Source organism: Streptomyces sp. NPDC005925 (assembly GCF_040638805.1).
In the GTDB taxonomy this organism is placed as follows: domain Bacteria; phylum Actinomycetota; class Actinomycetes; order Streptomycetales; family Streptomycetaceae; genus Streptomyces.
In genome coordinates, this window is sequence record NZ_JBEXVL010000001.1 from 466,849 (window position 1) to 482,914 (window position 16,066).

A 16,066-nucleotide genomic window follows, 5' to 3' on the forward strand; every position below is an offset into this window, starting at 1 on the left:
CGAGGACACAAGGTCCCACTCCGTCGGAAGCCGGCCAGGAAGTCCCGGACGAAGAACAAGGACAACCGTGCCCGGTCCCGCTCTCCGCAGACGGAGCGCCCGGCACGCGAGCTGGGCGAGTCCGAGCGCCAGCTTGTCCGCGAGGTGCGCCCCCATGTTCCCGCCCTGCTCGAACGGGACGGCAACGGCGCGATCACCCGGGTGCAGCTGCGCGAAATCATCCGCCGCCAGGGCCTGACGGGTGTCGGTAACGACCGACTCGGCCTCGTCCTCCAGGAACTGCGGAACGAGGACATCACGACGACGAGGAGCACCGCCCGATGAAGACCTGCCGCAAGTTCAACACCGTCCGCGCGGAGTACGAGCGAGAGATCGGATTCATGCTCGCTCACTCCGAGCGGCACGCGGGCAGGCCGGCGGCGAAGTCCAGCGCGAAGCAAGCTGCCTCCGCGAAACAGCGGATGGCCCGCGCGCTCAACAGCCACGTCGGGCGCTGCCCCGAGTGCGGCTGAACCGGCAAAACCCCAGCTCAAAGCCCGTACCCGCAAACGTGGCCCGGCTCCGTGCCGGGCCACCGTCCCGCTTAGGAGGTACGCCGTGATTCCGCGTCCCCCTCGTTCTTCCGAGCCCACCGTCACCGAGGCCGATGCCTGGGCGGACGTCCTGGTCCGCCAGCAACTCCTACACGCCGTCGTCCTCACGCCGACCGGGCAGTGGCTCGTCCAGGACCGCCCCGACGGACCGGTCGGCGTCCTTGCCGGCCCAGCCGATGTCCTCGCGCTGGCCGCAACCATCCAGCAGCGCAGCCGCTCCACGAGGCCCGAATCCCGATGACGAACGCACGCAAGAACGGCACCACCCCGGAACCTGATCCCGACTCCAACTCGGTCTCGGGGCGAGCAAGTTGGGGCGGAAGCGTAGCTTCCGCCGAACCCGCCCCCTCGGGGGCGGGAGAGGACCTGCACCGGGGTGCGCAGGTCCTTGAGGCTTCGACCGGGGGCGGATCGAAGCCAGGGCAGGAGGAGAAGCAGACTGAACCGCGTGTACGCCGACAGCGCGCTCCTCGCGCCCGCCAGCGTCCGCGCCAGTCGCCCGAGAAGAAGCGCCTCCACCAGCCCAACGCACGTTTCAATGATGATGAGTTCGCCGTCATCAAGTCCGCCGCCGCCCAGTGCAATCTGTCCGTCGCCGGGTTCCTCGCCCGCTCCGCGCTCGCCGCCGCCCGCGACCTCAACCGCACCAGCGCCGAGATCGCCGACGAACGCGAAGTCATCACAGCCCTGTTCGACAGCCGACGTCGGCTCGGCTGGGCCGGCAGCAATCTCAACCAGGCAGTCAAGGCGCTCAACTCCGGTGCAGACGTTCCTCAGCTCGAAGCGGCCGTCGCCGCCGTACGGCGTGCCGCCGACACCGCCCACGAAGCCGCCACACGGCTGATCGAGCACCACGGCTCATGATCCCCAGTGGTGTGTGAGAAATTTCGCACCCCGTCCGTGCCCGTTAGGCTACTCGAAAGAAGCCCTTTGAGTTTCTGTTCGTGTGCGATATCTCCAAGACGAATCAGGATCGGGATCCTCGCGGTTTTGTCCCGCATGTGAGCAAACGCTAAATCGTGAGCCAGTTTTGAAGCCGAAACGCTCTTTCCGATTCCGTAACTGCCCAGAATGGCGATGGGTTGCGAGTCGTCACCATCCAGCCACTCGCGGACCAGGTCTTCGAGCGGTTGACCGGTCTTCGTTGATACCGGAATATAGTAATTGGCGATCCCGTCTTTCCGGTTCCGCCAATTTGAGATCAATGAGCGCAAGTATGGGGTGAAGTCCATCGCGCTCACCAAAAGCTGGGTGTAGGTGATGACCTTAGCGTCATTGGCGCCCAGGGTTTGCTCGATCTCGCTGGCGATCTCCCCCTGTGTGATGACCAGTAGATGGTCAAGTAGGAGATGGTCGCGGTTCTCCGAGTAGATTTTCAGAGCGTTTTGAGCATCAGTGGCATCGAAGCTGTCTGTTGCAGCATGGATCAAGGTCCGGGTGGTGAAGGTGAGACTCCGGGCCGTAAGGATCGTGAGGAGTTCATTGCCGGTATGCGACTCTTCGTAAGTGACCTCGCCCTGCGTTCGAAGGATTTCGTCGAGGAAGTTCTCCGAGCTTTGCATGGCGTGCTTGAACCCCTATCTCTGACAATCTTCCGAGCTGCAACAACTTCTGGCGCATACGGCCAGTGGCCACCATCGGCGTCTGGCTTGTGACAGATTCTGGCATCTGAACGCCCGCCGCGTGGGTGCTTCTCCGGGTTCTGCTGCTGGCAGGGGTGGTGGGCTGTTGGGGAGAGCGGGCCTGTTCAGAGTGGCCACCGGATGGGTGACGAGGCCGGCAGCCGCAACGCACGAGGCTCCCGTGCCGTTGAGAGTTGAGAGAGGTGTTCGACGTCTCAACTCATCAGCACGGGAGCCTCGGTAGTCCCGTATCCTGCCGCACTCGACCTGCCTCACGCTCTGGTCGAGTGGGTAACCATGCCCGTCAGGGTAAAGCTGGGTCGTCGAGGGCCAGGCCGGTTCCGGCTATGAAGCCGTCGAGGGTGTCCGGCCGGTACTGAAGCCGCTTGAGCCGGTTGCGTACCAGTGCTCCGAGCCGGTCCAGGGCGACTACGGCGAGGTTGGCCAGGCTGCGCTTGACGTGCGCCCATACCCACTCGACCGGGTTGAGGTCGGGCGAGTACGCGGGCAGCAGGAACACCGTGAGCCACTCACGCTCGGTGATCAGCTCACGTATGGCGTGGGAGACGTGGGTGTTCAGCCGGTCCCATACCAGCACGATCGGCGCCTTGACGAGCTGGTGGACACCGTCGATCAGCGCGATGAAGTCCCGCTCGCCCATACTGCGGCGCATGCCTTTGCCCGCTCGGTGGGTGCGCAGACGGTGGCACAACCGGGTGCGGGAGCCTGGCCGCATCGCGATCAGCCCCGCCACCGACAGGCGCCCCGAGCGGCGTCCGCTCACGATCACGACCGGGGTGCAGCCGCGCCGGCCCCAGGTGCGTCCTCTGGGCGGCTTTCGGGTGAACCCTGCTTCGTCCTCGAAGCAGATGTAGCCCCCGCAGGCCGCCCGGGCTCTTTTACCTCCACCCAGGTCGCCTCCTTCCAGACGGCGACGGCCTGCTCGTCGCGTTCGGCGACCCGCCGCGCGGGGACCTGCGGGCTGAAGCCGAGCCGGTGCATCAGCCGAGTGGCACCGGAGACGCTGTAGGAGACGTGGAACTTCCTTCCGATCAGCAGGGCCACCCGAGCGGCGGTCCACACCTGGTCCTCCACCCATCCATGCGCGGCCGGCCCCTGCTCGAGATACCCGGCGAGCTTCTCCAGACAGCGCGGCGACAGACGGCATCGCGACCCGCCCGGGCCACGCGAGGCCAGAGCCTCACGACCCCCGTCCCGCCACAACTGGTGCCACTGATACGCCGATTTCAGGCTCACCCGCAGGTGTCTTGCGACCTCCGACGGCTTGATCGCCTGCTCGAACAGCTCGGCTGCCTGCATCCGTACCGTCTCCCGGCGCCGTCGCCCGGCAGCGGTCAGCCCGCCCCCATCCGCATATCTCACACACCACGGAATACAGCTACCACCACAGGCTCTTCAGGGACTTCGCAACAATTCACCCTGACGAGCCGAAGTCAGTAACTCCCGCCGCACCGGCGTGCTCTCGTTGCCTGGTCTACCTCCGGCGGCACGATACGCTCGCGCAGACCGCTGCAGACTTCGGCATATCTGTCGGCACCGCACACTCCTACGTCACCACCATCGTCCGGCACCTGGCGAACAAGGCGCCAGGACTGCTGAAGGCACTGCGCGAGACAGACCCCGACTACGTCCTTGTGAACGGCACCCTCGCCGAGTGCGACCGGCTCGGCGACGGACGGGCCCCGGTCCGAGGATGCCCACCTCAGCCTTGAAGAAGCAGCGGCCCGGCGGCCAGAGGTCCAAATGGAGCGGCGTCATACAGGCACCGAGCGGATCTCACAGAGAGCTACAGCCCATAGATCATCCGTCACACCTTATTGCGTCGATCCTTCACGGAAGCGCGGCCACGACAGAGCCCCGCATTCCAGGCTGTGGAATCCGGGGGCTCGGAGTCGTGGAGAGGTGTGGAGCGCGGGTCAGCTCTCGGTGGAGTCGTCGGTGGGACTGTCCATGCGGCTGCGGCGTGCCAGGAGGAGACCGCCTCCGCCCGCTGCGATTAGCACGGCCGCGCCGCCGATCAGCCACGGTGCGGCGTCGGCTCCGGTGTGGGCGAGGGAGCCCGTCGGCGCCTTCGGCGTGGAGTCCCCGACCGGGGTCGCGGCCACGGGCGAGGAGTCGGCATCCGGTGTGTCGCTGCCCGAGGCGGAGGGCGTGGCCCCTCCGGTACCGCTGCTCGGCTTGCCCGGACTGGACGGGGAGTCGGTGGGCTTGTGCGTCGGCTTGTCTGAGGGGTCGGGCTTCGGGTCGGTGGCTGTCTTGGCGTTGGTGACGGTCACGGTCACCGGGGCGCCGGGGCCCGCAGTGAACGTCTTCGTCGGCTTGTAGAGGTCGTAGCCGGCGGGGGCGTTGATTTCCTTGACCCAGAACTGAGTCCTGCGGCTCGACACGGGCAGTTCTCCGGAGGCCGTGCCCTTGGCGCCCGTGGTCAGGGTGAGCAGCGTCGAGGTGCCGGTGCCGATGTTCACGGTCGCGCCGGGCAGGAGCTTGCCGGTCCTGTCGTCTTTGGCCTGCAGGAGGACCTTGGCAGCCTTGAACGGGTCGGTGATCGTCAGCCGGGTGGCGGTGCCGGGGGTGACGATGACGTCCTGGTCGGCGACGACCTCGTGTAGCGGGCTGCCGGAGGCCGTCTGCTTGAGCCGATAGACGCCCGGCGCGAGGTCGGGGAAGGTCAGCTTTCCTTGGGCATCGGTCTTCCCGCGTCCGTTTTCCTGGCCGGTGGAGTCGAGCAGTAGGAACACGGCGCCGGGCAGGGGATCTCCGGCCGCATCCTTCGCAGTCATCTCGACGCTGCCCGCGTCCGGGGCCGGTGTCTCGGCAGAGGCGGCCGAGGCCGAGGGGGTCGGTTCGGAGGGCTCGGCGCTCGCGGCCGGCGCCCAGGTCAGGGTGCCGGCCGCCATGACGGCGACAGCAGCAGCGGATCGGACCAAACGTGCATGCACGAGGAAGAGGACTCCTTGGGACAGGGGACGGGGAAGGTCATCGGCTGCGGCCAGAGACCGGGGCGGGAGGTGTCGGGGGGGACGAGTGTGCTGCCGTGCTGTTGCTTGCCTGTCGGGGTGGCGACGTAGAGGGCGCGGCGGGTCTGGACGGGGGCGTCTTGGACGGTGCGCTGCAGCGGTTCGGTGGAGATGAGCGAGGCGGTGAAGGCCGCAACGAGCGTGGCGGGCGTACCGAACGAGAGGCGCGCCGTCCAGTGCGGCTCGCTGGGGTACCCACCCCAAGCCCGCCAGGCCAGCTCGCTGGAACCGCCGATGGCGTAGCGGTGGCGTACACCGCCGAGTCCCTCCGGGGTGAGGAAGGTCTGGGTGCCGTCGGTCTCGACGGCGTGGCTCCAGCCGCAGGTGAGTAGCGGCGCGTACGCCTCGTACGGTGCCGTCTCGTCCTGGAACAGCCGGTCCTGGTCGCTGTGCCTGTCTTCGAGATAGAGGTCGAGCAGCTCGCTGTGGACGTCGTGCAGCATTTCGGCGGGGGTGGTGGCGTCGAAGGTGATCCGCCAGGCCGGCGAGGTGAACGGGGCCCGGTGTGCGTTGATGGTCCACGTGCCCTTGCCGGGCTTGTCGGGCTGGGGGTCGAAGGTGGTCTGCAGGCGTAGGCACGGGCTGAACGCGGCGGCCGTGCCTGCTTCGGTCTGGGCGAACGGCCAGCCCTCCTCGAAGGGGAAGGCCCACGCGGCGCGAGGGTCAACGGCGCCGGGGCCAGCGAGGTGACGAGGCAGGACCTGCACGCTCTGGGCCGGGTCGAGGTTCTCAAGGGGGTGGGTGAGCACGGGCAGGGCTCCTGCGGAGAAAGTACGGACTGCCGGGTTGGAAGGGCGCGGCTCAGCGAGTGCGAGCACCGCCGCGCGCGGTCGGCGGGGCGGGAGCCGTGTGCGTGCTCCTGCTGGCGGCGAGGTTCGGCGCGGACGCCGCCCATGCCCCCGGGAACCAGACAGCGGTGTATTGCTCGATGGCGTCGCGAAGCCCGGTGAACTCAGCTCCCTCCCACGGTGGTTGACCGGCGCGGTGGTACTTGTTGAAGGTGCCGTAAGTGGAATTGTTCAGGGGCCTGTTGCTTGCCACGTCGCGGCGGTGGAAGGTGCCGTGGTCCAGGAAGCTGAGGCTGACCGCATCGATCTCGCCGCGGTCCGGGTGGACGACCGCAAGGCGTAGACCGCCGTAAGTGTCCGCGTAGATGGTGCGGGTGAAGTCGATTCGGAACCGAAGGTGCGTGCCTGGAGTCGGCACGGCGAGGTAGGTGTTACCCACGACGGTGCTGTCGTGAAAGGGGAGGCGGAGTTCGGCGAAGAACTCAGGGGCTTGCAGGGACAAGGAGGATCTCCGGTCGGGTCAGGAGCGTGCTACCGGCGGCCTGGCAGGGCCGGTCGGCTGGTGGTGCTCCAGCGCGGGACGCTGGCCACGGGCAGCGCAGCCGGACGGCGGGAGGAGACGGCCCGCTGCACGTCGAGCGGAGTGGGAGCCGGCGGGCCCGGCGGGAGGATCGGGGTGAGCTGGGCCATCCCCTTGATGTAGCTGGAGGTCACCTCGCGCCACCGGGGCAGGGGAGCCGGATCGGCGACGCACTCGGTGACGGCGGTGAGCAGGGCGACCGGGGTGTCGGTGCTGGCCGTGGCGTACCAGACGGGCCGGTCGATGGACTTGCCCGCCCACAGCTGCCAGCGCGCGTCGCGCGTGGTCAGTTCGGTTTCCGGATCGAGGTCGCCGGTGGTGAACTCCATGCCAGCGAGCCCGTCCGGGGCCTGGACCGCGAAGACGCCCCAGCGCGGACGGTCGATCTCCCAGCCCTGCTTCAGAAGCGGCACGACCGCGAGGAAGGGATCGTGCTCGTCGATGCCGGAGATCGGCCGGGCAAGGTAAGCATCCGGCCCCTGCTCGTACGCCGTGGCCAGGATGGTGGTGAACGCCTGGACAAACTCGGTGGGAACGCGGTCGTTGAAGCAGACGCCCCACGCCGGCGGTCCGAAGGAGTCCTTGTAGGCGTTGATGCGCCAGAGCCCGTCGTCCTCGCCTTCGGGCAGGTAGCCCAGGCGCACGCGCCGGTCGGGGGCTGTCACGTACACGTTGGAGTCCTCGTCGTACCGCAGGTCCCAGCCGAGGTCGAGCAACGGGGCGAGGGCGGGGTCGCCGGTTCCGGTGGTGGAGGCGAGGTGGCGCGGGGAGACGTAGACGTCGCCGTCGATCTCGTGGTGCGAATCGGGCTGTGGGTTCATCGGTCTGCCCTCGTGGTAACGGTGATCTCGTCGGCGGCGGTGTCGAGGCGTTCGGTGACCTCGGCGGTGGTGCGGCCGGTGACGATGTAGAACCCGACCCGGGCGGTGAACAGGTCGCCGTCGGGCGGCAGGACGAGCTGGTCGCCGATCTCGCGGATCCACTGCACCTGGCGCAGCCAGGGGGTGTGGACGGCGAAGGGCTGGTTGATGTGCCGGGCGGTCAGGATGCCGGAGGTATCCGGGTAGAGCATGCGGATGCCCGCGGCTCCGCTGCGGGTCGGAGCGAGGTCCGGCGCTCGGCCGCAGGCGAGGTCGGCGGCGGCCCGGGGCAGGTCGATGCCGGTGGCCAGACGGACAAGGTGGCCGATCATGTCGCCGCCGATCCTGGCATTGACCTCGATCAACCGCGGCCGACCGTCCACCAGGCGCAGCTCGACGTGCTGCACACCGTCGGTGATCCCCAGGGCCTTGACCGCAGCAGCGGCGGCCGGGGCGACCTGGGCCAGGAGCGGGTCGGCGGCATCGACGGTGTGCCCGGCCTCGTCGAAGTACGGCGCGGGGCCCAGGTGCTTGCGGGTCACGGCGACCGCCGTGGTCGCTCCGCGGTGGGTGACGCATTCGACCGAGAATTCCGGCCCGTCGAGGTATTCCTCGACCAGGACGCCGGTGTCGTCGCGACTGCGGCTCGCACCGGCCGAGGCGAACGCGAACGCGGCGGGCAGTTCTTCGGGCCGGTCGACGCGGATCACGCCGATGCTGCCCGCGAAGGCCGCGGGCTTGATGACCGCCGGCAGGCCGAGGATCATCGTCGCCAGGCCGGCCTCCAGTAGAGTCCGCGCCCTCATCGAGGCGGCCGAGGGAACGCCATGGCGGGCGAACAGGGTGCGGGCGGTTGCCTTGTTGCGGCAGGCCCGCATCACCTCGACGGACGTCGAGGACAGACCGAGCGCGCGGGCGAGACGGGCGGTGGGGACGAGGTGCCACTCGTCCCAGGTGACCACGCCGGCAAGGTCATTGTGCTCGGCCAGCGCCCGGCCGCCGGCGAGCAGCGCTGCGGGGTCGCTCAGATCGACCACGGTGTGGTCGACGATGAACGGCTTCTCCCACGACGGCTCGGTGCCGGTGAGCAGGACGACGTCGTACGCGGCAGCCACCTGCTCCAGGCAGTAACCGCGGTAGGTCTCGTCGCCGGGAGAAACGACGAGCACGAGAGGACGAGCGGACAAGAAGGGTTCTCCGAATCGGTGGAGGCGGGACGAGGGAAGAGAGGGGTGTCTCAGGCGGCACGGCGGCGGCGCAGCTCGAACGCCGCAGCCCAGTGAGGGTGTTCGCCGATCAGGCGGCGGGCGTAGAGGGCGGTGTAGTTGTTGTTAAGCCCGGCGACCCCATGAGGGAGCTGGCGGCGCAGGTCCTCGAACAGGTCCTTCAAGCTGACCCGGGTTGCGCCGGCGGCCAGTCGGCGAGCGACCATGCGTTCCAGGGCCCGGTAGACGTGCGGGTTGTGGGCGTCGAAGGCGTGGAACTGCTCGGTGATGGAGCGACCAGTCGCACGGTGCGATCCAAGGGCGGCAATGGACATGAAGTTCTCCACAGGCGGGGGCGCAGCAGGGTCAGGTGCGCAGGGCGGGATCGGTTCGCAGGCGGGCGAAGGCGCAGAACAGACCGAGGGCCTGCAGCGCGGCACAGACGGTGATGACATGGCCCAGCGCATCGGGCGGAGTGAGCGCGGTGAGCACGCCGGCGACGGGGAAGGGCAGCAGGAGGATGAGGATGGTCGCCGACAGGGTGCTGCCGAACTTCTCCGGAGGGATCAGGCGGGAGCGCAGCGTGCGCAGGACGACCGTCATGCCGCCTTCGCCCGCCATGAGGACGGCGACCAGGACCAGGTAGGACCGGTAGTCGGGAGCCTGGGCAGCGGAGAGACAGCCGAGCGAGGCGAGGGCGGCGCAGGCGGCGCCGACCGGCCACAGGCCGAGGCGGTCGAGCGCGAACCGGCAGAGCGTGACGCTGAGGAGCGTCGCTGCGGCAGCGGCGGACCAGACGAGGCCGACTGCGGTGGTGGACTGCCCGAAGTGCTTGACGACGATCACGGGACCGGCCGCTTGAAGAAGGCCGGTGGCCAGGTTGGACAGGGTCAGCCCGGTCACGAGCCAGCCGAGCGCGGGAAGCGAGCGGATGGTGCGCCACCCGGTGAGCAGTCCGGCCCCGGACCTCCCCTTCGGCGCACGGGCCGGTGCCACGGGCGAGTGCGGAGTGCGCAGGGCAAGCAGCGCGGCAAACAACGAGAGCACGGTGATCACCGCGAGCATCAACGGCGGACCGGCAAGCAGGAGCACCCCGGCGAGCGCCGGACCGGCCAGGGTCGCCGTCTGGTCGATGCCGAGCAGGACGGCCTGGACACGGTGGGCCCGCCGTCCTGCTCGGCGGCTGGCGGCAGCGCCCGCGGTCTCGGCCGCGATATAGCTGAACTCGGTGAGCACGCCGGTCGTCGCCGCCAGCACCATCACGGTCGCGCTCGCCACGGTGCCGGACGGGTGGAGGTGGAGCAGGACCGCGCCGGCGGCGAGGGCCAGCGCCCGGCCCAGGGAGGCCAGGTGGAAGACCACCGCAGCACCGCGCCGGTCGACAACCGATCCGGCCCACCCGAACGCAGCCAGTCTCGGGATCCACTCCAGGGCGAAGGCTGCGCCCGTCAGCGCGGCGGAGCGCGTCGTGGCCAGGACGAGCAGTGGGATGCCGTAGGTGGACATCGCGAACGCGAACGCGTCCGTCGTGCGCGGCAGGTAGATGCTGCGTATCAGCCCGCCGGTGTGGCGTGCGTGCCGGGGTGTGACCGCTTCGCTCACGCGACCGGCTCAGGTTCGGACACCCTGGCCACCTGGAGGTTGTCAGCCAGCCACTGGATCAGGAGCGTGCGGAGACGGGCCAGGCCCGCCTCCGCTCCGTCGGCGCGCTCGGTGATGAGCGATGGTGCCAACAGGACAAGGACGTGCCGAATGCGGCTGCTGAACTCGCAGACGGGGGCCGGGACGGCGTGACGCCGGGCCCAGCGGGCCATCGCGTCGTACAGGCTGGCCAACTCCATCCCAGCCTCGGTCAGTTCCAGACCGGTGCCGGGCGCGATCCGGATGAGACCGTGGGCGCGGGCCGTGTCGGATGCGCTGCGCAGTTGGTGCGTGGAGAGGTCGGGCAGGGTGCCGGCCAGCCGTCGCGGCGGTATGGCGCCGTTGTCGTCGATCTCGGTGACCAGGCGGACCAAGGGCCGCGAGGCGAGCAGTTCGACAGCGCGCTGCGCTTCGGCAGAGGTAAAGGGGGTGCTCATCGGCGCGGGCCTCCCGCCGGGACGGCTGCCTTCGGGCGGGCGATCGCAGCGTGCGAGAAGAGATCCCCGTTGTGCCAGGCCGGAGGGGAATGGGGTGTCCGAGCGGGTGGGAGCGCCGAGGGGGCCGGCCGAGACTGGCTGCTGATCCACGGCCTCGGCGCGGGTTTCGCCTGCGGGTGCCCCCAGACCGGGTGCCGGGCTGCCTGGTCGAGGGGCTGCCCGGCGGCCCACGCGGACAGGGTGCTGAGCACGGGGCCCAGGCCATCGCCGGCCGCGGACAGCCTGTAGGGCCGGCCCATGCCGTCGGTGTCAACCAGGCCGTCGAAGACGAGCTGCCGCAGAGGCGGATAGATATTGGTCCAGTCGCTGCTGGGCATCACGATTCGGGCCAGAGCCCGGCCGCTGACTTCCTCACGGGACTTCAGCACCCACAGGATGGCGGCGGCATGGCGCCGGGTTAGCAGGGTGAGGCTGTCCTCGATCTGCTCGATCGCGGCCAGCGGGCGGTCCGCCTTCTCCAGGTGTTCCTCGGCCCAGGTAACAATCATCGGTAGGACCGGCAGCAGGGCAACGCCACGTTCGGTGTGGCCGTAGGTCACGTGCCGTGCGGTGTGTTCGGTGCGTTCGACGAGTCCGGCGTCGCACAGCGCCTTGAGTTTGGGGTGGAGCTGGCCGTTCTGCAGCCAGGACACCTTGGCCGCCAGCTCGCTGTAGCGCAGCGGCGGGCCGGAGAGGGCCAAGAGGATCCTCACGCTCCAGCGCGGGGTGATCATGGCGAGAGCCTCGGTGACCCGGGCGATGTCGGCGTCGGTGTCAGGGGGCAGAGCGGTGATGGCCAAGGGAGGAACTCCTGGGTGAATGAAAGGGGGGATCGCCTGCTCGTCAGCGGCTGCGCGCCGGACTCGGCGCCGCAAGAGGCGGAGCCGGAGCAGGCTGCGAGGGAGCTGGCGGGACAGGCGTCGGGGCCGGGACTCGGGCCAGGCTCTGCAGGACGGCGGCGACCGATTTGGCCTGGACCTCGCGGACGGCGACGGCTTCGGCGAGCCGGCGGGTCCCGTCGAGGAGGTGGGAGACCTCGTGCGGGCCGATCTGCCGTTCGGGGTGGATGAGCCGGGCGAGGTGGTCGCGATGGAAGTCGATGCTGCGCTCGGCGAGGGCAAGGTCGTCGTGCATGCCGAGCAGGGCGCAGAGCATGCCGGGCGGCTGGTCCTGGGCGTGAGCTTCGAGGTCGGCAAGCGGTGCGCCGTACAGGACCTCGATCCGTCCAGCTATGTCGGTGGACGTGGGGTGGGGCAATCGAGGGCTTTCACGGTCGGCGGGCCCGGGCCGCCCCGGCACGCTGGGGTGCCGGGGCGGCAGACGGGGGCAGGGTTGCGGTGGCCCTGAGCTGAGCCGTTCGTACAGGCCGGGCCTGCTGTGCGGGCGGGGGCAGGGTGCGCAGCAGCTCGCCGAGGGCGGCGCGGTAGGCGTCGCGGGCCTCCAGTGCCGCGTCCAGCCACTGCGCGTCGAAGCGGAGCTTGTCCGCCGACAGTTCGCCCAGGTTGCGGTCCGGATCCATGTCGGCGTGGACGCGGTCGCGGACGCGGGCGACCTGCTCCTCGGTGAGCGCCAGGAAGGACCGCAGTTCCAGGGCCCGGGCGAGCGCGGGCGAGGCATCGTGGTCGGCAGCCGCCTCGTACAGCTCGAGGACCGGCTTACCGAAGACCTTCTGCAGGTCGGCGTCCATGGTGGTGGCCTTGTCCCGGCTCATCGGGCGGCCCTTGCCGACCGCCACGCCGTCGCCGGTGCGGTTGAACCCGCGGGCCGGTTGGGGGCGCTGGTCTGCACCGCAGGCCCGGTGCGGGGCCGAAGGCGGGCGAGGCGCTCTGCGGCGAGGTCCTTCTTCCCTGGGGCGTTCGGGTCGAGGAGCCATCGCACCACCATGGCCCGGCCGTCGCGGGCAGTGACGGCCGCGTTCACCCTGTGGGCGAGGCCCATCGTCGGGTCGTCGACCTCGCTGGGCTGGGTCTGCAGTGCGGCGAGGAGGTCGTCCTCCGCGCGCTCCAGCACGGACTGAGCCTCGACGAGAAGGTTGTGCCACTTGACGACGTCGGTGGCGTCGGGATTCGCGGTCGGCGCGGCGGCGACCGCGGCCTTCAACTGGTCCATGCCCATGCCGAAGCGCGCTTCGATCCGTTCGGTGAGCACGCCCACGGCATCCGCAGAATCCTCGGACATGCCGTCGGACAATGGGGACCTCCTGTTCTGGATAGGCCGATGCGTAGGGAATATGAGGGGTCCCGTGCTCGGCGATGAGCCGCTTACCGGGACGTGTTGAAGTGCGTTTAGTCCAGGCACATGCGGACGTCGCGGTAGACGTACGTACCAGAGACCCAGCCCTTGACGCCGGTCGTCTTGTCCGTGATGTAGACCCAGTTGCCGCTCTTCTTGTGAACGGTGAACTTGTGGCTCTTGTAGAGCACGCCGAGCGCCGTGGACTTCGAGCTGGCCTTGGACCGGATGGTCACGGCCTTGGCGTGCACCGTTTACGGGAGCGGCGGCAGATTGTGGCAGCTGGCGGCGGGGGCGGCGGTTGCTGCGGTGGGTACGGTCGCGGCGCTGGCGGTGGTGGCGGACAGCACCGGCAGCGCGAGTGCGCCGAGCATCGCCGCGGATATGGCAATTCGGGTGGAGCGCATGCGGAAGAAGCCTCCGTGAAGGCGTGGGGAATGTGTGGAAGGGCGCCGCGGGGATTGTCCCGGCGGCTGTATAAGAGTCCGGAGAATCGCCGGTTTGGCTAACCGGCGATCGTCGGCTATGTTGCGCCGCCCGCGTCGGGCTGAGCGCTTAGCGCGAACGGCCTGGCGGGCGCGGGGCAGGGGCCTTCGCCACACCGGCCGGGCGGCTGGCAGCGGCTGCAGGGCGGACCGGCGGGAGAGGGCCGGCCTCCCCGGTGAACCGGTCGTCGCACCACTGCAGGGCCTCGTCGACCGTATCGAAGCCGCCCTCGCGCAGGGTGTGCGTCCAGGTGTCGGTGTCGACCTCTTCGACCACAACGCGGAACGGCGAGGGGGCGCGTTCGTCCAGGACGCGCAGGGCCACGACGACGACCATGTCGTCCGGGTCGTCGCTGGTGTAGGAGTAGCCCATGGCGCAGTGGTCGCCGTCGCCGGCGAGGCGTCGCTCCAGTGCTCGCGTGGCCTCGTCAGCCGGCGGCGGGCCCAGCTCGGGGTCGAGGCCGATGGCATCGTGCGGGCAGCCGCGGTGGATGAGCCAGGACTGCGCCATCGCGGGCAGCGGCAGCGGGGCCTTCTCGAAGCTGAACGTTCGCTTCTCGTGGTCCCGTTGCAGATGCACGGCGAGCACCTGGGGCATGCCGGGGTGTCCCCAGGTCGCGGTGCGGTCGAACAGGACGTAGTAGCTGTGCGGACCGTCGTGATGTTCGGCGAGGGGGACGAGCATGTCCTCGTGGACGCCGACCTTGCGGTAGAAGTCGAGGTACCTCTCCTCGTCGGCGTCGAGGTCGTCCAGATCGAAGTCGACTTGGAGGATGGACTTCCGGACCGGCGCCGGTTCGGTGGGAGACAACAAGGGGCCTTTCGGTGGAGTTCAGCGCCGCTGCGCCGGAGTGGACGGCGATGTGCCGGGGCAAGCTGGGACCTTCGGCGTCTGTGTCGTGAGGGCCCGGCGGGCGGCGAAAAGCGCGGCTCCTCCGGCGTCGGTGAGCGCGACCGGCTGGCCGGCGTGTACGGGGTGGCCAGTGTCCTGGGCGACCAGGCCGGCGTCCTCCAGCCGCCGTAGCTTGGTGTGGGGGATGCGGGTGCCGGAGGCGGCTGTGACGGACATCCGGCCGGTCAGCAGGTGTTCGTAGAGCTTGGCGCCGCCGGCGATGGCGAGCAGCGCCGCCTGGTCGTCAGTCGAGAGCTGCTGCGCGTCGGGCGCGACGGACGCTGCTGCGGCTTCGGCGCAGGTGGAAGATGACGCCAGTCTGGGTCTTGGCCAGCTTCCGGTGCCGGTCCACCAGTTGGGCGTGCTGCTCGTCGAGGACGCCGCGGTCGCGGTAGGCCCACAGGGTGTCGATGTCGTGCCCGGTGGCGGCTTCGAGGCGATGGTCGAGCGGGGAGGCCGCACGCCGGGAGGGTGCCGGCGCGGGTTCAGGGGGCATAGGGGACGCGTCCGTGCGTTCAGCGGGTGGGATGGTGCGCGGGGTTCGGTGCAGGACGGGGCAGACCCGGTGGCGCAGTGGGCGGCGGACCGGGCCGGGGCACGGGCGCGCGGGCGGCCAGTTGCGGGGAACGGGAGCGTGCCGCGTGGGTGCGGGCGCTCAGCGGCCGGCGAGTCATGCCCAGACGGCGGCCGACCTCGTCGTAGACGTCGTTGCCCGCGCGCGGCCGGATCGCGACGACGTGGATCTCCTTGTGGTGGGCGGACTCCGCGGGCGCCGGCCGGACGGCGTAGACGACGCGCCAGTCCTTGCGGGAGTCCACGAACAGCTTTCGACAGCCCTCCAGGTCACCGTCGAGGCGCAGCCCGAAGCGCTGCGCGTTCACGACTTCCTGCAGGTAGGCAAGGGTGAGGTCACGTATGTCGCTGGGGGCCTGAAGGAGATCGGTCAGCGCGCGCGGATCGAAGCTCAGTCCGAAGGCGGGCTGTCCCTGTCCCGCGGTCATGACGCCGGCTCGTCCTGGTCAGCGTCTTCCGCCGTGGCCTCCGTCTCCGTCCGTACGGACGGCGGCGGACCGGGCAGGAGACGGTGTGCGGGCCGGTCGGGAGAGCTCATGCAGGCCGACAGCGGGCCGCCCGGTGCGCGGATCGCCGCGACGGCGTGGGTGAGGAAGTCTCGGTGCCACACGAACAGGCCGGAGAGCCCGGCTTCGGGGTCCTTGTGCTGCTGGTAGGCGAGCCACAAGGCATGGAGCCAGGCCACGACGTCGTCGTGCTCCTGCCACTGCAGGCACCAGGGCGCCGCGGTGGTGACCTCGGCCCCGTAGACCGGGAGGAAGAAGTCGTCGACCCAGTCGGACAGGGCGTCGAGTTCGTCCTCGCGTTCCTCTCCGTCCAGTTCCAGGATCGGGCGGGGCTCCGGTGGAGCAGCGGCCGGCGGGCCGTCGAGTCCCGGCATGCCGAACGCGGCGAACGGTGATCCACTCGGCGACGGGGCGGACGCTAGGTGGTCGAGCTGCTGTGCCTGTTGCGCCGACTGCTCCATGAGCCGCCGCACGCTCGCCTCGATTCCCTCCAGCTGCGGATCCGGAATACGAATCGGCTCCATCTCTCCATCGTCGGCAGGTTTTGCGGATTCGGGCATTGAGAAGTTCGGCCT

22 protein-coding genes and 3 pseudogenes are annotated in these 16,066 nt (G+C 69.6%); 5 read left to right on the forward strand and 20 right to left on the reverse strand.

What is annotated here, in order from left to right:
* From ABZ354_RS01965 to ABZ354_RS01980, 4 genes and pseudogenes are all read left to right on the forward strand, one after another.
* Positions 1 to 324: pseudogene (locus ABZ354_RS01965) on the forward strand (hypothetical protein); the annotation flags it as partial.
* Positions 321 to 512, forward strand: a complete 192-nt coding sequence (locus tag ABZ354_RS01970) for a hypothetical protein (RefSeq protein WP_355979956.1) — start codon at positions 321 to 323, stop codon at positions 510 to 512. The pseudogene ABZ354_RS01965 and the gene ABZ354_RS01970, both read left to right, overlap by 4 nt.
* A gap of 85 nt (positions 513 to 597) precedes the next feature.
* Positions 598 to 834: a hypothetical protein gene (locus ABZ354_RS01975; RefSeq protein ID WP_358651897.1), complete on the forward strand. Its 237-nt coding sequence runs from the start codon at positions 598 to 600 to the stop codon at positions 832 to 834.
* Positions 831 to 1,457, forward strand: coding sequence for a hypothetical protein (locus ABZ354_RS01980; RefSeq protein ID WP_358651899.1), 627 nt, complete (start codon positions 831 to 833; stop codon positions 1,455 to 1,457). Before ABZ354_RS01975 ends, ABZ354_RS01980 begins: the two co-directional genes overlap by 4 nt.
* On the opposite strand, the gene ABZ354_RS01985 is transcribed toward ABZ354_RS01980, so the two are convergent.
* The 3 genes from ABZ354_RS01985 to ABZ354_RS01995 all read right to left on the reverse strand — a co-directional run bounded on the left by ABZ354_RS01985 (position 1,367) and on the right by ABZ354_RS01995 (position 3,574).
* The gene (locus tag ABZ354_RS01985; RefSeq protein ID WP_358651901.1) at positions 1,367 to 2,155 is read right to left on the reverse strand and encodes a hypothetical protein; all 789 of its coding nucleotides are present in this window, start codon (positions 2,153 to 2,155) and stop codon (positions 1,367 to 1,369) included. The two genes, ABZ354_RS01980 and ABZ354_RS01985, sit on opposite strands and share 91 nt — an antisense overlap.
* 364 nt (positions 2,156 to 2,519) lie before the next feature.
* The gene (locus ABZ354_RS01990) at positions 2,520 to 3,086 is read right to left on the reverse strand and encodes a transposase (RefSeq protein ID WP_358652231.1); all 567 of its coding nucleotides are present in this window, start codon (positions 3,084 to 3,086) and stop codon (positions 2,520 to 2,522) included.
* Positions 3,002 to 3,574: a winged helix-turn-helix domain-containing protein gene (locus tag ABZ354_RS01995; protein WP_358652233.1), complete on the reverse strand. Its 573-nt coding sequence runs from the start codon at positions 3,572 to 3,574 to the stop codon at positions 3,002 to 3,004. Before ABZ354_RS01995 ends, ABZ354_RS01990 begins: the two co-directional genes overlap by 85 nt.
* A 102-nt stretch (positions 3,575 to 3,676) precedes the next feature.
* On the opposite strand from ABZ354_RS01995, the pseudogene ABZ354_RS02000 reads away from it, so the two are divergent.
* Positions 3,677 to 3,918, forward strand: a pseudogene (locus ABZ354_RS02000) (transposase family protein); the annotation flags it as partial.
* Positions 3,919 to 4,152: 234 nt separating this feature from the next.
* On the opposite strand, the gene ABZ354_RS02005 reads toward ABZ354_RS02000, so the two are convergent.
* From ABZ354_RS02005 to ABZ354_RS02085, 17 genes and pseudogenes are all read right to left on the reverse strand, one after another.
* The gene (locus ABZ354_RS02005; RefSeq protein ID WP_358651903.1) at positions 4,153 to 5,175 is read right to left on the reverse strand and encodes a SpaA isopeptide-forming pilin-related protein; all 1,023 of its coding nucleotides are present in this window, start codon (positions 5,173 to 5,175) and stop codon (positions 4,153 to 4,155) included.
* Positions 5,115 to 6,002 (reverse strand): DUF317 domain-containing protein, encoded by an 888-nt coding sequence (locus ABZ354_RS02010; protein ID WP_358651905.1) that lies wholly within the window; start codon positions 6,000 to 6,002, stop codon positions 5,115 to 5,117. Before ABZ354_RS02010 ends, ABZ354_RS02005 begins: the two co-directional genes overlap by 61 nt.
* A gap of 52 nt (positions 6,003 to 6,054) precedes the next feature.
* Positions 6,055 to 6,543, reverse strand: coding sequence for a hypothetical protein (locus ABZ354_RS02015; RefSeq protein ID WP_358651907.1), 489 nt, complete (start codon positions 6,541 to 6,543; stop codon positions 6,055 to 6,057).
* Between the two features lie 29 nt (positions 6,544 to 6,572).
* A complete protein-coding gene (locus ABZ354_RS02020; RefSeq protein WP_358651909.1) occupies positions 6,573 to 7,442 on the reverse strand; it encodes a DUF317 domain-containing protein in 870 nt (289 codons plus the stop codon).
* Positions 7,439 to 8,668, reverse strand: a complete 1,230-nt coding sequence (locus tag ABZ354_RS02025) for an ATP-grasp domain-containing protein (RefSeq protein WP_358651911.1) — start codon at positions 8,666 to 8,668, stop codon at positions 7,439 to 7,441. Before ABZ354_RS02025 ends, ABZ354_RS02020 begins: the two co-directional genes overlap by 4 nt.
* A 50-nt stretch (positions 8,669 to 8,718) precedes the next feature.
* Positions 8,719 to 9,021, reverse strand: coding sequence for a hypothetical protein (locus ABZ354_RS02030; RefSeq protein ID WP_358651913.1), 303 nt, complete (start codon positions 9,019 to 9,021; stop codon positions 8,719 to 8,721).
* Between the two features lie 31 nt (positions 9,022 to 9,052).
* Positions 9,053 to 10,288, reverse strand: coding sequence for an MFS transporter (locus tag ABZ354_RS02035; RefSeq protein ID WP_358651915.1), 1,236 nt, complete (start codon positions 10,286 to 10,288; stop codon positions 9,053 to 9,055).
* Complete coding sequence (locus tag ABZ354_RS02040) at positions 10,285 to 10,764, reverse strand: regulator (RefSeq protein WP_358651917.1); 480 nt, start codon at positions 10,762 to 10,764, stop codon at positions 10,285 to 10,287. Before ABZ354_RS02040 ends, ABZ354_RS02035 begins: the two co-directional genes overlap by 4 nt.
* Entirely contained in the window at positions 10,761 to 11,603 is an 843-nt protein-coding gene (locus tag ABZ354_RS02045) for a winged helix-turn-helix transcriptional regulator (RefSeq protein ID WP_358651919.1), read from the reverse strand. The genes ABZ354_RS02040 and ABZ354_RS02045 overlap by 4 nt, the downstream gene beginning before the upstream one ends.
* 43 nt (positions 11,604 to 11,646) lie before the next feature.
* The gene (locus tag ABZ354_RS02050) at positions 11,647 to 12,060 is read right to left on the reverse strand and encodes a hypothetical protein (RefSeq protein WP_358651921.1); all 414 of its coding nucleotides are present in this window, start codon (positions 12,058 to 12,060) and stop codon (positions 11,647 to 11,649) included.
* 10 nt (positions 12,061 to 12,070) lie between these two features.
* Entirely contained in the window at positions 12,071 to 12,514 is a 444-nt protein-coding gene (locus ABZ354_RS02055; RefSeq protein WP_358651923.1) for a hypothetical protein, read from the reverse strand.
* A complete protein-coding gene (locus ABZ354_RS02060) occupies positions 12,511 to 12,993 on the reverse strand; it encodes a hypothetical protein (RefSeq protein ID WP_358651925.1) in 483 nt (160 codons plus the stop codon). The genes ABZ354_RS02055 and ABZ354_RS02060 overlap by 4 nt, the downstream gene beginning before the upstream one ends.
* A gap of 95 nt (positions 12,994 to 13,088) precedes the next feature.
* A pseudogene (locus tag ABZ354_RS02065) lies at positions 13,089 to 13,409 on the reverse strand (SH3 domain-containing protein).
* Positions 13,410 to 13,590: 181 nt separating this feature from the next.
* Positions 13,591 to 14,334: a hypothetical protein gene (locus ABZ354_RS02070; protein WP_358651927.1), complete on the reverse strand. Its 744-nt coding sequence runs from the start codon at positions 14,332 to 14,334 to the stop codon at positions 13,591 to 13,593.
* Positions 14,335 to 14,656: 322 nt separating this feature from the next.
* Complete coding sequence (locus tag ABZ354_RS02075; RefSeq protein WP_358651929.1) at positions 14,657 to 14,908, reverse strand: hypothetical protein; 252 nt, start codon at positions 14,906 to 14,908, stop codon at positions 14,657 to 14,659.
* A 19-nt stretch (positions 14,909 to 14,927) separates the two neighbouring features.
* Positions 14,928 to 15,413 (reverse strand): hypothetical protein, encoded by a 486-nt coding sequence (locus tag ABZ354_RS02080; protein ID WP_020271124.1) that lies wholly within the window; start codon positions 15,411 to 15,413, stop codon positions 14,928 to 14,930.
* The gene (locus ABZ354_RS02085; protein WP_358652235.1) at positions 15,410 to 15,952 is read right to left on the reverse strand and encodes a DUF4913 domain-containing protein; all 543 of its coding nucleotides are present in this window, start codon (positions 15,950 to 15,952) and stop codon (positions 15,410 to 15,412) included. The genes ABZ354_RS02080 and ABZ354_RS02085 overlap by 4 nt, the downstream gene beginning before the upstream one ends.
* Positions 15,953 to 16,066 lie beyond the last annotated feature (114 nt).

Bases quoted from the DNA above. Each gene is read 5' to 3' on its own strand.
- ABZ354_RS01970 (WP_355979956.1), top strand. From the start codon at position 321: ATGAAGACCTGCCGCAAGTTCAACACCGTCCGCGCGGAGTACGAGCGA.
- ABZ354_RS01980 (WP_358651899.1), top strand. From the start codon at position 831: ATGACGAACGCACGCAAGAACGGCACCACCCCGGAACCTGATCCCGAC.
- ABZ354_RS01985 (WP_358651901.1), bottom strand. From the start codon at position 2,155: ATGCAAAGCTCGGAGAACTTCCTCGACGAAATCCTTCGAACGCAGGGC.
- ABZ354_RS02020 (WP_358651909.1), bottom strand. From the start codon at position 7,442: ATGAACCCACAGCCCGATTCGCACCACGAGATCGACGGCGACGTCTAC.
- ABZ354_RS02030 (WP_358651913.1), bottom strand. From the start codon at position 9,021: ATGTCCATTGCCGCCCTTGGATCGCACCGTGCGACTGGTCGCTCCATC.
- ABZ354_RS02040 (WP_358651917.1), bottom strand. From the start codon at position 10,764: ATGAGCACCCCCTTTACCTCTGCCGAAGCGCAGCGCGCTGTCGAACTG.
- ABZ354_RS02055 (WP_358651923.1), bottom strand. From the start codon at position 12,514: ATGAGCCGGGACAAGGCCACCACCATGGACGCCGACCTGCAGAAGGTC.
- ABZ354_RS02075 (WP_358651929.1), bottom strand. From the start codon at position 14,908: ATGCCCCCTGAACCCGCGCCGGCACCCTCCCGGCGTGCGGCCTCCCCG.
- ABZ354_RS02080 (WP_020271124.1), bottom strand. From the start codon at position 15,413: ATGACCGCGGGACAGGGACAGCCCGCCTTCGGACTGAGCTTCGATCCG.
- ABZ354_RS02085 (WP_358652235.1), bottom strand. From the start codon at position 15,952: ATGGAGCAGTCGGCGCAACAGGCACAGCAGCTCGACCACCTAGCGTCC.